The organism is Pseudoponticoccus marisrubri (assembly GCF_001482405.1).
Classification (GTDB): domain Bacteria; phylum Pseudomonadota; class Alphaproteobacteria; order Rhodobacterales; family Rhodobacteraceae; genus Pseudoponticoccus; species Pseudoponticoccus marisrubri.
On the sequence record NZ_LPXO01000006.1, the window covers coordinates 178688 to 192426 of the forward strand.

At 66.5% G+C, this 13739-nt stretch carries 20 protein-coding genes; 5 read left to right on the top strand and 15 right to left on the bottom strand.

Annotation, left to right across the window (positions count from 1 at the left end):
* Positions 1 to 5 precede the first annotated feature (5 nt).
* The gene (locus AVJ23_RS11955; RefSeq protein ID WP_058862423.1) at positions 6 to 977 is read left to right on the top strand and encodes an amidoligase family protein; all 972 of its coding nucleotides are present in this window, start codon (positions 6 to 8) and stop codon (positions 975 to 977) included.
* A complete protein-coding gene (locus AVJ23_RS11960) occupies positions 974 to 1708 on the top strand; it encodes a gamma-glutamyl-gamma-aminobutyrate hydrolase family protein (RefSeq protein WP_058862424.1) in 735 nt (244 codons plus the stop codon). Before AVJ23_RS11955 ends, AVJ23_RS11960 begins: the two co-directional genes overlap by 4 nt.
* Positions 1709 to 1765: 57 nt before the next feature.
* On the opposite strand, the gene AVJ23_RS11965 is transcribed toward AVJ23_RS11960, so the two are convergent.
* The 4 genes from AVJ23_RS11965 to AVJ23_RS23080 all read right to left on the bottom strand — a co-directional run bounded on the left by AVJ23_RS11965 (position 1766) and on the right by AVJ23_RS23080 (position 5248).
* A complete protein-coding gene (locus AVJ23_RS11965; RefSeq protein WP_058862541.1) occupies positions 1766 to 2716 on the bottom strand; it encodes a YihY/virulence factor BrkB family protein in 951 nt (316 codons plus the stop codon).
* 73 nt (positions 2717 to 2789) lie between these two features.
* The gene (locus tag AVJ23_RS11970; RefSeq protein WP_058862425.1) at positions 2790 to 4517 is read right to left on the bottom strand and encodes a sensor histidine kinase; all 1728 of its coding nucleotides are present in this window, start codon (positions 4515 to 4517) and stop codon (positions 2790 to 2792) included.
* Between the two features lie 13 nt (positions 4518 to 4530).
* Positions 4531 to 5082, bottom strand: coding sequence for an RNA polymerase sigma factor (locus tag AVJ23_RS11975; protein WP_058862426.1), 552 nt, complete (start codon positions 5080 to 5082; stop codon positions 4531 to 4533).
* Entirely contained in the window at positions 5072 to 5248 is a 177-nt protein-coding gene (locus AVJ23_RS23080) for a NepR family anti-sigma factor (protein ID WP_169795941.1), read from the bottom strand. Before AVJ23_RS23080 ends, AVJ23_RS11975 begins: the two co-directional genes overlap by 11 nt.
* 116 nt (positions 5249 to 5364) lie before the next feature.
* Between AVJ23_RS23080 and AVJ23_RS11980 the strand changes: the two genes are divergently transcribed.
* Positions 5365 to 6171, top strand: a complete 807-nt coding sequence (locus AVJ23_RS11980; RefSeq protein ID WP_058862427.1) for a response regulator — start codon at positions 5365 to 5367, stop codon at positions 6169 to 6171.
* An 83-nt stretch (positions 6172 to 6254) separates the two neighbouring features.
* Here the strand turns inward: AVJ23_RS11980 and AVJ23_RS11985 are convergent, their stop codons facing one another.
* The 3 genes from AVJ23_RS11985 to AVJ23_RS22265 all read right to left on the bottom strand — a co-directional run bounded on the left by AVJ23_RS11985 (position 6255) and on the right by AVJ23_RS22265 (position 8414).
* The gene (locus AVJ23_RS11985; RefSeq protein ID WP_058862428.1) at positions 6255 to 6752 is read right to left on the bottom strand and encodes a Dps family protein; all 498 of its coding nucleotides are present in this window, start codon (positions 6750 to 6752) and stop codon (positions 6255 to 6257) included.
* 99 nt (positions 6753 to 6851) lie between these two features.
* A complete protein-coding gene (gene gdhA / locus AVJ23_RS11990) occupies positions 6852 to 8195 on the bottom strand; it encodes an NADP-specific glutamate dehydrogenase (protein ID WP_058862429.1) in 1344 nt (447 codons plus the stop codon).
* 51 nt (positions 8196 to 8246) lie between these two features.
* Positions 8247 to 8414 carry a DUF1328 domain-containing protein gene (locus AVJ23_RS22265; RefSeq protein ID WP_084794525.1) on the bottom strand — a complete coding sequence of 56 codons (168 nt, stop codon included), beginning with the start codon at positions 8412 to 8414 and terminating at the stop codon, positions 8247 to 8249.
* Positions 8415 to 8533: 119 nt separating this feature from the next.
* On the opposite strand from AVJ23_RS22265, the gene AVJ23_RS11995 reads away from it, so the two are divergent.
* A complete protein-coding gene (locus AVJ23_RS11995; RefSeq protein ID WP_058862430.1) occupies positions 8534 to 8836 on the top strand; it encodes a DUF883 family protein in 303 nt (100 codons plus the stop codon).
* 13 nt (positions 8837 to 8849) lie between these two features.
* On the opposite strand, the gene AVJ23_RS12000 is transcribed toward AVJ23_RS11995, so the two are convergent.
* Positions 8850 to 9230, bottom strand: coding sequence for an ANTAR domain-containing protein (locus tag AVJ23_RS12000; protein WP_058862431.1), 381 nt, complete (start codon positions 9228 to 9230; stop codon positions 8850 to 8852).
* Between the two features lie 63 nt (positions 9231 to 9293).
* Here AVJ23_RS12000 and AVJ23_RS12005 point away from each other — a divergent pair, with 63 nt between their 5' ends.
* Positions 9294 to 10022 carry a Crp/Fnr family transcriptional regulator gene (locus tag AVJ23_RS12005; RefSeq protein ID WP_058862432.1) on the top strand — a complete coding sequence of 243 codons (729 nt, stop codon included), beginning with the start codon at positions 9294 to 9296 and terminating at the stop codon, positions 10020 to 10022.
* Between the two features lies 1 nt (position 10023).
* Here the strand turns inward: AVJ23_RS12005 and AVJ23_RS12010 are convergent, their stop codons facing one another.
* The 7 genes from AVJ23_RS12010 to AVJ23_RS12040 all read right to left on the bottom strand — a co-directional run bounded on the left by AVJ23_RS12010 (position 10024) and on the right by AVJ23_RS12040 (position 13738).
* On the bottom strand, positions 10024 to 10209 hold the full coding sequence (locus AVJ23_RS12010) for a PLD nuclease N-terminal domain-containing protein (protein ID WP_058862433.1): 186 nt from the start codon (positions 10207 to 10209) through the stop codon (positions 10024 to 10026).
* A 39-nt stretch (positions 10210 to 10248) separates the two neighbouring features.
* Positions 10249 to 10524, bottom strand: coding sequence for a DUF7218 family protein (locus AVJ23_RS12015; RefSeq protein ID WP_058862434.1), 276 nt, complete (start codon positions 10522 to 10524; stop codon positions 10249 to 10251).
* Between the two features lie 111 nt (positions 10525 to 10635).
* Positions 10636 to 11004: a Na+/H+ antiporter subunit G gene (locus AVJ23_RS12020; RefSeq protein ID WP_058862435.1), complete on the bottom strand. Its 369-nt coding sequence runs from the start codon at positions 11002 to 11004 to the stop codon at positions 10636 to 10638.
* Positions 11005 to 11014: 10 nt separating this feature from the next.
* Entirely contained in the window at positions 11015 to 11284 is a 270-nt protein-coding gene (locus AVJ23_RS12025) for a K+/H+ antiporter subunit F (protein ID WP_058862436.1), read from the bottom strand.
* Positions 11281 to 11772, bottom strand: coding sequence for a Na+/H+ antiporter subunit E (locus tag AVJ23_RS12030; RefSeq protein ID WP_058862437.1), 492 nt, complete (start codon positions 11770 to 11772; stop codon positions 11281 to 11283). Before AVJ23_RS12030 ends, AVJ23_RS12025 begins: the two co-directional genes overlap by 4 nt.
* Positions 11773 to 11774: 2 nt before the next feature.
* Complete coding sequence (locus tag AVJ23_RS12035) at positions 11775 to 13385, bottom strand: monovalent cation/H+ antiporter subunit D (RefSeq protein WP_058862438.1); 1611 nt, start codon at positions 13383 to 13385, stop codon at positions 11775 to 11777.
* Positions 13382 to 13738: a Na+/H+ antiporter subunit C gene (locus AVJ23_RS12040; protein WP_058862439.1), complete on the bottom strand. Its 357-nt coding sequence runs from the start codon at positions 13736 to 13738 to the stop codon at positions 13382 to 13384. The genes AVJ23_RS12035 and AVJ23_RS12040 overlap by 4 nt, the downstream gene beginning before the upstream one ends.
* Position 13739 lies beyond the last annotated feature (1 nt).

Sequence of the window (13739 nt, forward strand, 5' to 3'; positions counted from 1 at the left end):
ACTGCATGACCGAACCTCGATCCGCGGCGTTTCGGCCGCTGCCCCACGCCACCACGACGACCGGAGACCCGCGGCTGTGCGGTGTCGAGATCGAGTTCGGCGGCATGACCGAAATCGGCGCGGCCGAGGTCACGCAACGCCTGCTGGGCGGCACGATCGACGAGACCGGGCCGCGCCACCTCATCCTGCGCGACAGCGAGATCGGGGATGTCGGCATCGAGCTGGACACCGCGCTGCGCAAGGCCGACATGGCCGTGGTCAATGCGGGGCTGGACATGGCGCGCGGCCTGGTCCCGGTCGAGATCATCTCGGCCCCGCTGGACACCGACGGGATGGAACGGTTGGATGCGTTGCGCGATGCGCTGCGGCAGGCCGGCGCCACCGGGTCGCGTGACGGCGTACTGTTGGGCTTCGGCATCCACCTGAACCCAGCCGTCGTGGCGCCGGACGATCCGGTGACCCTGTCGACGATCCTGGCCTACGGCTTGCTCGAGGACTGGATGCGCGCGCATTGGGACCTGGACGGCACGCGCCGCCTTCTGCCCTTCGTCGACCCCTGGCCGCGGCGGCTGGTCGACGATCTGGTGGCCGAGGCACCCGAGGATCTGACCGCGCTGCGCCGGATCTATGCGCGCCACACCCATAGCCGCAATCACGGGCTGGACCTGATGCCGCTCTTTGCCCATGCAGATCCGGACGGTTTTGCCGAGGATTTCCCGTCGCCCGGCAAGACTTCGGCCCGGCCCACCTTTCACTTCCGCCTGCCCGATTGCCGCATCGACGAACCCGCCTGGTCGCTGGCCGAACCGTGGGAGATGTGGCGCAAGGTGGAATGCGCTGCGGGCGACAAGGCGCTGATGGGCTGCCTGCGCACCGCCTGGCGCATCAACCGCGACAAGTGGATGAACGGGCGCAGCGACTGGGTGCGCACCGTCTCCGAGATCCTCGAGGAAACCGCCAAGGAGGCCGGCGCATGAGCCGACCCAGAATTGGCGTCACCACGTCGCGCAAGTCGGGGTGGCGCATCTTTCCGCTGGTCAACCTGAACCTCTGGCTGACCGGGGGGCGGGGCACGCGCTGGGGCGCCGGTCGCCCCGCGGATCTCGACAGCGTCGACGGCATCATCATCGGGGGTGGCGATGACATCTCGCCCGAGCTGTATGGCGGCCGGCTGGAACTGGCCGCGCAGTTGAACCCGGAACGGGACGCCTTTGAACGCGAGCTGGCCGAGCAGGCGCTGAAGCGCAACATCCCCGTGCTGGGCATCTGCCGCGGCGCGCAGATGCTGAACGTGGCCCTCGGCGGCACGCTGGACCAGGACGCGTGGCAGACATACGGGATGGAGGACAAGATCAAGACCATCCTGCCCCGCCGCCCCGTGCTGATCGAGCCGGAGACTCATCTTGCCCGCATCGCCGGCGAGACGCCCATGCGGGTCAACGCGCTGCACACGCAGGCGGTGGACCGGCTGGGTGAGGGGCTGCGCATCGGGGCGCGCGACCGGGCCGGGATGGTGCAAGCGGTCGAACGCACCTGCGATCCCTTTGCGCTGGGTGTGCAATGGCACCCCGAGCACCTGTTCTACGCCCATCGCCAGCGCCGCATCTTTCGCGCGCTGGTCACCGCCGCGGGCGCCTATGCCGAGCAGCGCGAGCAATCGGGCGCCGTGATGGCCGATACCGTCACGCCTGCGCGCGCCGGACCCTGATTGTTTCGATAGCTCGGCCGAGAGATGCGCCGCCCCTTCGGGCGGCGCTTTTGCGTGTCAATCGCCCACCATCGTCTCGCCCAGCGTGTCGGCCTTGACCGCGCCGCGCTCGCCCATGGGGCGTTCAGGCCCGGTGGTGCTGTCCCGGCGGGTCTGCGCCTCCAGCTCGGCATCGGCCTGCGCGCCCAGCAGCACGATATAGGCGCTCAGCCACATCCAGGTCAGCAGCACGATCACGCCCCCCAGCGCGCCGAAGGTCTCGTTATAGGTGCCGAAGGACTGCACGTAACGGCTGAACCCGATGCTGCCGGCCACCCAGAGCGTACAGGCCAGCGCCGCACCGGGCGTCAGCCAGCGCCAGCGGGCCGCGCTGCGGTTTGGGCCGAACCGGTAGAGCGCGGCGATGCCCACCACGCCCAATGCGAAGAGGACCGGCCAGCGGATCAGCATCAGCACGCTGACGATGGTCGGGTTCTGGCTGACCAGCGCCACGATCGCCGGGATCGCGGCGACCACGATGGCCGAGACCATCAGCCCCAGCATCATCGCCAGGGTCAGCCCCAAGGTCAGCAGCTTGAGCATGAAGAAGCCGCGCTCTTCCTTCTCCTCGTAGATGACGTTCAGCCCGGCGATGAAATTTTCGACCGCGCGCGAGGCGGAGAAGAGCGCCAGCCCCGTAGCCAGAAGCGCGGCAAGGCTGAGGCTGCTCTGGTCCGAGCCGACCACGTCGTCGAGCTGGCCCAGAAGGATGTCCGCCGCCTGCGGCGGCAGCAGCGTCGCCACCGTGTCGGAGAACTCGACCAGCATCTCGGGGTCGACCAGCATGCCCGAGACCGCGACCAGCGCGGTGATTCCCGGAAAGACCGAGAGCAGCCCGTAGAAGGCGATGCCGGCGGCGAGCAGGCCGATATTGCGCTCTCCGAGCTTTCCGTAGATGCGCCAGAGAATGTCCAGGTATCCACGTGGCGGGATGTTCAACGGGGTGCGTGCCTCTCGTCCGCGGGCCATGATCTCTCCATCCATGTCTTCCGGTCAGTACTCGAACGTCGCCCGGCCGCGAAACCCCCGGCCGGGCGCACCGTCAGGCTGCGCGGGAGACGCCACCGGAGGGTGCGAAATCATGCTGGGTGAAGACCAGCTCCAGCCTGAACCCCGCCTCGGAACGGTCGACCTTGACCTGCCCTTCCAGCTGGCTGACGAAGGCGCGCATCAGGCGGTTGCCCAGCCCATCCTCGCTGGGGGTCTCGTCCTCGGCCGGGCGCACGGGCGTGCCGGCGCTGTTCTCGATCACCAGACGGGCCTTGCGGTCCTCGACCGAGAGGGTCACGGCGATCCATGGTTTGCCCTCGGACGGATGGCCGACATATTTCTGCGCGTTGGTCATCGCCTCGGCCAGGTACATCGACAGCGGCACGGCCTGGTCGGGGAACAGCTCCAGCGGCGCGAGGTCGGTGCGGATCTCGACCTCGGAATTGTCCGAGGGCCCCGAGATATCCGAGACCATGGCGGCGATCAGCTCGGCCACGTCCACGGTCGCCATCTCCGGCTTGGTGTAGAGCGTTCGGTGCAGGATGGCGAGCCCGCGCACCCGCTGCTGCAGGCTGGCCAGCATGCGCCGCGCCTCAGGCGTGCGGGCGGACCGTGCCTGCATGTTCATGATCGAGGCGATCAGTTGCAGGTTGTTCTTCACCCGGTGATGCACCTCGCGCAGCAGCACCTCCTTGTCGCGCAGGTCCTGTTCCTGCTGCGCCTCGGCATGGGACAGCAAAAGCACCATCTTGTTGAACGCGCGTTCGGTGTCCTTCAGCTCTTCCGGCGGGTTGTCCAGCTCCAGCTGGCCGCCCTTGAGCTTGCCCAGCGCGTATTGGCGCATGGCACGCCGCAGCGCCGACATGTGCCGAATCACCAGCCGCTGCACGCCGAAATAGGCCACGCAAACCCCGACGATCCACATGAGCCCGGGGAAGATCAGCGGCATCCAGTTGCGTTCTTGCCAACCGCTGTCAAAGGCTGAAGACACGTCGAGACTGCCCACCACGGCGACATTGCCCGGGATCATCTGGCTGACCGCAAACAGCCGCGTCTCGCCATTGCCGGCCTCGGAGATGAAGGTCTGCCCGATGCGGTTGACCAGCTCATCCACCGTACGGCCGGCCGGCAGGTGCTGCGCGGCCCCGTCCAGCGGGGTCGAGGCGGCCAACACGTTGCCATTGGCCGTGATCGTGGCCAGGAAGAAGCCCCCCTCTTCCGAGGTGGTGGGCATCAGGGCCTCGGCATAGCTGTGCGGGATCGAGATGATGATGTAGCCCAGAACCGTGTCGCCATCGCGCACAGGCAGGCTGGAGACGATCACCGTCTCGCCGGTGATGGCACCGGCGGGGCTTACCTCGACGAAGGGGCCGTCATTCTCGACGATGCTGGCAAACATGGGCCGGTCGGCCACGCTGATCGGATCGCCCATGGACTGGCAGTCCAGCAGTCCGTCGGGTTTCACGAATCCGGCAAAGATCGACTGGGGGAACGCCTCGACGAAACGCTCCATCACGGCGTCGCATTGATCGGGCTCGATCGAACGCACGACAGCGCCGAGCGCCTGCGCGGCACCCAGCGCTTCCTGAATCAGCTCCCGCTCTTCCGAGGCCGCGGCGACCGTGCGTTCCATGAGCGACGCGCGCCCGACATTGCGCGCCTCGGCCAGGACGGCCTGCGTCTGGTAGAGCGAGATGAGACCCAGCGGCAAGAGGGCAAGCGTCAGCAGCGCAACCAGCTGAAAGGACAGGCTGCGCAGCCGACTGAACCGCACCGTCATGAAGGCTCCCGTCTCACGCTGCCGAAGGATTCGCGGCCACGATCCCTGCCGTGACGATATCCGTCGCCTCGAGCACCTCGTCGTCGTTCAGCTGCATCAGCTCGGCCAGGCGGCTGCGTGCCCGGTTCACCCGGCTCTTGATCGTGCCGACGGCGACGCCACAGATCTCGGCGGCTTCCTCGTAGGAATGTCCCCCGGCCCCCACCAGCACCAGTGCCTCGCGCTGTTCGGCATTCAGCGTCTCGAACGCCTGGTTGAAGTCACGCATCTGCAGCCGACCATCATGATGCGGCTTGTTCGACAGGCCCGCAGACAGCGCGCCATCGCTGTCCTGCACCTCGCGCTTGTGCTTGCGGTGATAGGAATACAGCGTGTTGCGCAGGATCGTGAACAGCCAAGCCCGCATGTTGGTGCCGGCCTCGAACTTGTCGATATTCGTCCACGCCTTGACCAGCGCATCCTGCACGATGTCGTCGGCCAGCGCCGAGTTGCGCGTCAGGCTCATGGCGAAGGCCCGCATGGCGCCGATATGCTCGACGATTTCGTCTCTGGGATCACCGCTCATCGGCGTGCTCCTGTACGGGACTGCCGTCCTGATCGGCGGCCTTGAGACGGGCCAGCAGGTCGGTGAACCTGTCGGGCACGTCCTCGTTGAGGGTCTCTTCGTAGGCCCGCTTCAGGTTCGCATCAATTTCCTGCTGCAACTTTGATGTTCTCGCGTTGTTCGACATGGGGTGCTCTGTGGGTGCTCTATTTGAGTTCGTCTTTTTCGCGCATTATCTGGAACCAAACGCGGAAACCGACGTTGGGTTCCCGGCAATTGCAAAAAAACAGGACGGATCTGAACATGAACGGCACCTCCAGGGACCTCGCCTCCAAAGTCGGTGACAACCTGCCCTTCCTTCGGCGCTATGCGCGCGCGCTGACGGGTTCTCAGGTCAGCGGGGACAACTACGCGATGGCCGCTCTCGAAGCGATCCTGAGCGATCCTCACTCGTATGATGACAGTCTGGCCCCGAAGACGGCGCTGTTCAAGGTATTCCACAGCATCTGGTCGACCAGCGGTGCCGCCTTGGCCGATGACGAGGATGGGCTGCGCTCCAAGGCGCAGGAACACCTGGCCAAGCTGACCACCGGCACGCGCGAGGCGCTGCTGCTGCACACGATCGAGGAATTTCCCTACGCCGACATCGCCCATATCATGAGCGTGTCCTCGACCGAGGCCAAGCAGCTGGTCGATATCGCCATCGACGAGATGTCGCGCTCGCTGTCGGGCCGCGTCATGATCATCGAGGACGAGACGATCATCGCCGTGGACCTTGAGGGCATCGTTGCCGACATGGGCCACAAGATCACCGGCGTCGCCCGGACCGAGACCGCCGCGCTGGAACTGGCCGAGGCCGAGAAGCCCGACATGATCCTGTCGGACATCCAGCTGGCCGACAATTCCAGCGGCATCGACGCGGTGAACCGCATCCTCAAGACGCATGGCGACCTGCCCGTGATCTTCATCACCGCCTTCCCCGAGCGTCTGCTGACCGGCGAGGGGCCTGAGCCGGCCTTCCTGATCTCCAAGCCCTATTCCGAGGACCAGGTCCGCTCGGCCGTCAGCCAGGCGATGTTCTTCTCTTCGACCGAGACGCTGCGCGCCTGATCGCCGCGCAGCCCGTTTGCGTAGAGAAAAATGCCCGGGGTTTGTCGGCCCCGGGCTTTTTCGTGTCCGGACAGGCGTCGCGGTCACGACTTCCCGATCGCGCGCAGCATCCAGGCGGCCTGCTCGTGGAAGGCGCTGCGCTCGGTCGCCAGATCCTCGGTGACCGGATCCTTGCGACCTTCGACCAGGTCGACGATGGCATGCAGCCGGTGCGCTAGCTTCTCGTGATCGCTGGCCAGATCCTCGATCATATCGGCGGCGCTCAGCGGTCCGGCCCGGTCCTCGACGCGCGAGCGGGCGACGATGTCGGCCATGCTCTGCGGCGCCAGCTCTCCCAGCGCGCGGATGCGCTCGGCCAGCTCGTCCGCGGCGGCGAACATGTTCTCGTACTGCTCCTCGGTCAGCTTGTGGATCGAGTAGAACAGTGGCCCCTCGACGTTCCAGTGATAGGCATGGGTCTTGAAGGTCAGCCGGTAGGTGTCGGCCAACGCGTCGGACAGGCCCGAGGCGATCACCTGCGTGTCACGAACGCCGGTCGAGACGTCGTCGGTACTGGGAACAACAGTCAGTGCGTCTTTCATGTCAGATCTCCCTTTTGGCGGACTCAACGGGCGTGCGGCGGGTGAGTTCCGCCAAAAGGTTCCGATGCGTCACCTGAGCTGCGCGACCCGGCGTCGCGGTCAGATGATCCCCTGCGCCGAGATCGCCTGCGCGAGACGGCGGTAACCGGCGACATTGGCGCCGCGCACATAGTCGATGCCGCCCGGTTCGCGGCCCTCTTCGGCCACCCGCGCATGCAGGTCGCGCATGATGACGCAAAGCTCGCGGTCGACCTCCTCGGCGGACATGAACTGGCGATGGCTCATCTGGCTCATCTCCAACCCGCTGACGGCGACACCGCCCGCATTGGCCGCCTTGCCGGGCGCATAGGCCAGACCGGCGCCGGTCACGATCTCGACCGCCTCGGCGGTCAGCGGCATGTTCGCCCCTTCGGCCACCAGCCGCGTGCCACCATCGACCAGCTGCCGCGCCATGTCGGCATCCAGCTCGTTCTGGGTGGCGCAGGGCAGCGCGATCTCGGGCGCGATCTCCCACGGGACGGCGCCGGGTTTGAACTGCAGGCCCAGCCCGTCGGGCGGGGTGTCGATGCCGCGCCCCGCGGCCTTCTGACCCTGCACCCAGGCGATCGCCTCCTGCCCCATGCCGTCGGGCGCAAAAAGCGTGCCCGAGGTATCCGACAGCGTCTGCACGCAGGCGCGCTGCTGCACGGCCTTCTCGGCCGCATGGCTGGCCACGTTGCCCTTGCCGGAGATGGCGATCCGCTTGCCGGCTAGATCCTCGCCCTGCTCGGCCAACATGCGCTCGACGAAATAGATCAGCCCGTAGCCCGTGGCCTCGACCCGCATGGCCGAGCCGCCATAGCTCAGCCCCTTGCCGGTCAGCGCGCCCTGATAGGCGCCCGCCAGCTGCCGGTAGGCGCCGAAGAGCCAGCCGATCTCTTTCGTGCCCACGTTGATGTCGCCGGCCGGCACGTCCTTGTCGGGGCCGATATGCGGGGCCAGCGCGCGCATCAGCGCATGGCAAAAACGCATGATCTCGGCATCGCTGCGCCCCTTGGGATCGAAATCCGCACCGCCCTTGGCGCCGCCCAGCGGCAAACCGGTCAGCGCATTCTTGAAACATTGCTCGAAAGCGAGAAACTTCAGCGTGTCCAGATCCACCGCCGGGTGAAAGCGCAGACCGCCCTTGTAGGGCCCGATCGCGTTCGAAGCCTGTACCCGCCAAGCGCGGTTGATCTGCACCTTGCCGTCGTCATCCTCCCACGTGATGCGGAAAGACAGGATGCGGTCGGGCTCGACCAGCCGTGCCAGAACCCGCGCGGCGGCAAAGCTTGGGTCGTTCTTTTCCACGGTCAGCACGTGGCGCGCGACCTCTTCGACGGCCTGCAGGAACAGCGTCTCGCCCTTCGTGCAATGGCCCATTTCGGTCATGAAGCTTTCGACCAGCGCGTCGCGTCTGTCCATGGTGTCTCCTGTCATGTTCAGCTGCGCGACATAGCGCGCCGGGGCGCGCCGTCAGGTCCGGTCGCGGGTCAGGCGCACGATCAGCGCGACCACGAAGAGCGCGAGAAACAGAAAGAACAGGATCTGCGCGATCCCGGCCGACGCCGTTGCGATGCCCCCGAACCCGAACAGCCCGGCGATCAGCGCAACGGCCAGAAACATCAGTGCCCAGTACAGCATGACCGCCTCCTTGCGTTGCATGCGATTACCGCAGTCAACGAGGTGCGGAACCGGAAGTTCCGTCGGGAACAATCGGTCGCAGGTCCGTGTTTGTCGGGTGACAATCAAGGAGGTATCCCATGTCCAATGCGGAACTGAGCAAGACCGACTCGATGGAAAAGGACGCCCCGCGCCAGCCCGGCCGGGTCGGGGCGCTGCGCGACAAGGCGTCGGACACCTACGAGGCGGCCAGCGAGCGCGTGCGCGAAAGCGCCGGGCAGACCCGCGATGCCGCTGCCGACCAGGTGGATTACGGCCGCGTGCTGGCCGCCGAGGCGCATGACGACCTGTCGCGCATCGTGCAGCGCAACCCTGTCATGGCGCTCGCCGGCGCCGCGGGTCTGGGCGTGCTGATCGGGCTGGCCATCAAGCAGAAGGCCTGAGCGCGCCTTGGGATCAGAATCCCAGCGCGTTCAGCACCTGGTTGACCGCCCGGTCGGTGAACGGCCTCTGGAGGGTCGCGATCCCGCGGCCCTCTTCGCCGCGGCTGTCACGCACGCGGAGCAGGCCGACACCGGATCTCACGGCCTGCGCCTCGCAGGCGTCAGCGCCCGGCAGGGACGCATCCGCCGCGATGATCGCAAGATCGATTTGGGGCTGCATGGCCTTCAATTCGTCGATCATCTCTTCCGGCGATCTGACGAGGTCGATCCGCCGGAAACCGCGCCGCTGCAGCGCGTCACGCAAATCCTCTGCTTCCAACATGTTGTGAGACAATAGCACGGCCCGTGTGCTGGCCCGCGCCGGTGTCGCGAAATCTATGGTCGTCGTTGTCATGGGGCAGTGAGTGTCACGAATCGGATCCGCCTGCATTAAACCAAGACATAGGACACGCCCAGAATGAAAATCGATTGCGCCACGTGCCCCCTGCGCCAGCTGGAGTTGTTCCTGCCCATGTCGTCCAAGGAAGTGGCGTTCATGAAACGGTTCAAGACCGGCGAGTTCGCGGCGCAGCCCGGCACCGAGATCCTGGCCGAGGACGCATCCTCCAGCCAGCTCTTCACCGTGCTGTCGGGAATGGGGCTGCGCTCCAAGACGCTGCCCAACGGGCGACGGCAGGTGGTGGGCTTCGTGCTGCCCGGCGATTTCGTGGGACTGCAATCGGGCGTGATGGACGCGATGCGCCACTCGGTCGAGGCGACGACGCGCATGGTGCTCTGCGTCTTCAACCGCTCAGACCTGTGGCAGCTGTTCGAGCAGCAGCCGGAGCGCGCCTTCGACCTGACCTACCTGGCGGCCAGTGAAGAGCATTTGCTGGGCGAGGCCCTGCAGGCGCTGGGGCAGATGACTGCCGAGGAAAAGATTTCATGGGCGCTTGGCAAGCTCTACATGCGGCTCAGCGCGCTTGGCCAATGCCGCGAGAACGCGGTCCCCCTGCCCTACAAGCAGCAGGACCTGGCCGATGCGCTGGGCCTGTCACTGGTGCACACAAACAAGACGCTCGCCAAGCTGCGCGAGAAGCAGATCGCCAGCTGGTCCGGCGGGACGCTGATCGTGCATGATCGCGATGAGCTTTATGCGATGGGCCATCTCGACCGGCAGCATGCGCGCCCCCGGCCGTTGATCTGATCTATGACTTGGCGCGCGGTCCGAACAGCAGCCAGGCGATGAAGCCCAGAAGCGGCAGAAGCACGACGAACAGGCACCAGAGTACCTTCTTGCCGGTACTGGCGCGCGACCCCACGATCGAGACCAGCGCCCAGATATCCAGAACCAGCAGGATGAAGCCGCCGATCCCGGTGATTTCCAAGCTCATGTTGCGTCTCCCTGCGTTGCTGCCACGGTCCCGCCCGGTCTAGTCCGCATCGCGCTGGTCCCGCAAGGCATCGATGAGCTCGTCCTTGGTCATGTCCGAGCGCCCCTCGATCTCGAGCTCCTGCGCGCGGTCATAGAGTTCATCCTTGGTCCAGTCCTCGTAGGGTGGCGCCTTGCCGCCCTTCTTCGACGGGTTCTGGCTGGAATTGGCCTGCGCATTGGCGATCCGCGCCGCGGCGCCCTTGGAATAGCCATCCTCGCGCAGCGACTCGTAGGTCTCTTCATCCTTGATGCTGGGCCGATCGTTCCTGGCCATGCTGCCCCCGTCTCCATCGTTTCATCGCAGCGAGAACGCGGATCGGGTGTCAGGGGTTCCGTGCCTTCGGCGATGCCGGCGCGCGGGCATCGGGCCGAAGGCGACGCCCGATCAGTCGCCGTCGCCGTAGACCGGCGGGTCCTCGTAGATCGACCAGCCGAAATCGCGGTCGGTTTCGGGAAGGTCGTCCTCTCTTTCGCGCAGCCGGACATGGACCTGCGCCATGAAATGGGCGGTGATCGGCGCGGTCAGGAAGAGGAAGAGCGTGATCATCACCTCGTGAAAGGACACCTGCCCCTTGACCAGAAGGAAATACAGCATCGAGGCGATCAGCACGCTGCCCACCCCCACGGTCGAAGCCTTGGTGGGCGCGTGCAGCCGCTGCATGCAGTCGCGCAGCTTGAGCAGCCCGTAGGAGCCGACCAGCCCGAAGATGCCGCCGATGACAAGGAAGGCCGAGATCACGATTTCTGCCAGCATGGGGGCCTCCTCACTCGATGATGTCGCCGCGCAGGATGAAGCGGCAATAGGCGACGGTCGACACGAACCCCACCATGGCCACCAGCATCGAGGCTTCGAAATAGACCGCCGTTCCCTTCGAGATGCCGAACAGCACCAGCAGGGCGATGACATTGATCACCATCGTGTCCAGCGCAAGGATCCGGTCGGCCCGGCCCGGGCCCCGCACGATGCGCCACAGGTTGAACAGAAGGCCCGCACCGAAACAGGTCAGGGCAAAGATCAGCGCGTATTCGATCATTGGAAGATCTCCATCAGCCGTCGTTCATAGCGCGATTTGATCGTGTCCCGGATCTCTTCCGGGTCGTCGGTGTGCAGGCAATGGACCAGCAGGCTGCCGCCATCGGCCGAGAGCAGCGCGGTCAGCGTGCCCGGCGTCAGGGTGATCGTGCCGGCCAGCACGGTGATCGCCTCGGGCGAGGTCAGGTCCAGCGGGATGGTGACCCAGTGCGAGCGGATCTTGGCATTGGGCTTGAACAGCACGATGACCGCCACCTCGACATTGGCGACGATGATGTCCCAGACCACCACGGCCACGTAGTCCAGCGTGCGCCACGGGCGCTTCAGGCGCGGTCGACCGGGCCAGTAGGCCGAGGTCAGGATCGGCACGGCGATGCCGAGAAAGCCGCCCAGAAGCAGGTTGCCCAGCGTCACCTTGTTGACCAGCACGATCCAGACGATGACCAGCGTCAGGCTCAGCAGCGGATGGGGGAAGATGCGTTTGACCATGTTCAATGCTCCTCGCCCGCGTCATGCGCCGCGTCCGTGTCGCCATCCGCGGAAGGCTCGTCCAGCGGCGGGATCTCGGGCTCGGCCAGCACCGCCTCGATATAGGCGGAGGCATCGAAGAGCTCGGCCGCGGCGCCCTCGGCATAGCGGGTCATCGGCCCGGCAAAGACCGCGAGCCCGCCCAGGATGGCCAGCGCCATGATGCTGGGCGCCGCCTCGGCCACGCCGACGGGCTGCGGGCCGGCCACCTCGGTCACCGCCTCGGCAGTGTCGGGCGCAGGCGTGTCGGTCTGCGCGGTGGATTTCCAGAACAGCACGCTGCCCGCCCGGGCAAAACCCACGATCGTCAGGAGCGAGCCGGCCAGGATCGCCGTCCAGGTCAGCGCGATCGTGTCGGGGTCGCGCAGCGTGTCCATCACCAGCAGCTTGCCGAGGAACCCGCTGAGCGGTGGCATGCCGGCCATGGCGATGGCCCCCCCGAAGAACAGCGCCGCGAACAGCCCGTTCTGCACGGTGGGCGCCTCGGCGCGCAGGAAGTCCGACCCGCGGCGGGTCAGCACCAGATCGGCGACCAAGAAGAGCGCCGCGGCGGCAAAGGTCGAATGCACAAGGTAGTAGAGCGCGGCGGTCGTGGCCTCGGGGGTAAAGGCCGCGACGGCGACCATCAGCGTGCCCATGGACCCCACGACCGAGAAGGCCAGCAGGGAGGACAGGCGCCGTGCGCCCAGCACGCCGAAGGCCCCCAGCGCGATGGTCACGATGGCCGCGGGGTAGAGCCAGGTGGAGACCAGCCCCTCGGTCGCGCCGGTGCCCGGCCCGAAGACGGTGGTGTGGATGCGCAGGATCGCGTAGGCGCCCACCTTGGTCATGATGGCAAACAGCGCGGCCACGGGCGCCGGCGCGTTGGCATAGGTCGCCGGCAGCCAGAAATGCACCGGGAAGAGCGCGGCCTTGATGGCAAAGACCACCAGAAGCAGGATCGCGGCGACACGGATCAGCGCGGTCTCGCCCGGGTCCATGGCCTGCACCTTCACCGCCAGGTCGCCGATGTTCAGCGTGCCGGTCGTGGCGTAAAGCGTGCCGAGCGCGAAAAGGAACAGGGTCGAGCCGGCAAGGTTCATCACCACGTATTGCAGGCCGGCCTGCAGCCGCACCTTGCCGCCCGAGTGGATCATCAGCCCGTAGGAGGCAATCAGCAGCACTTCGAAGAAGACGAACAGGTTGAACGCGTCGCCGGTCAGGAAGGCGCCGCAGATCCCCATCAGCTGGAACTGGAACAGCGCGTGGAAATGCCGCCCGCGATTGTCCCAGCCGGTGGCGATGGCGTGCCACAGCACCAGCAGGGCCAGCACCGCGGTCAGCAGCACCATCATCGCCGAAAGCCGGTCCAGCACGAGAACGATGCCGAAGGGCGCGGGCCAGTTGCCCAGGTTGTAGACCTGCACCCCGCCATCGGCGGCCAGCACGGCCAGCCCCAGCGCGATAGCGGCCAGCGCCACCGTGCCTGCGGCCGAGGCGACCCGCGCCAGCGAGATGTCGTGGCGCATGACGAAGGCGATGATCGGGGCCAGGAGCGCCGGCAGCACGACCGGCGCGATGATCCAGTGGTTCATGCGCCGCTCTCCTTCTCGGCGGGATCCGGGCTCTCGACGTCGATGCTGTCGTCACCGGCCTCCAGGTAGGCGCCCAGCGCGAACATCACCAGCACCGCGGTCATCCCGAACGAGATCACGATGGCGGTCAGCACCAGCGCCTGCGGCAGCGGGTCGGTATAGCTGGCCTCGCCATAGGGGTTCAGGATCGGCGCGGCGTCGATCGCCAGCCGGCCGGTGGAGAACAGGAACAGGTTCACCGCGTAGGACAGCAGCGCCAGGCCCAGGATCACCGGGAAGGCGCGCAGGCGCAGGATCAGGTAGACCCCGGCGGCGGTCAGCGTACCGACGGAGCTGGCCACAAGAATTTCCATG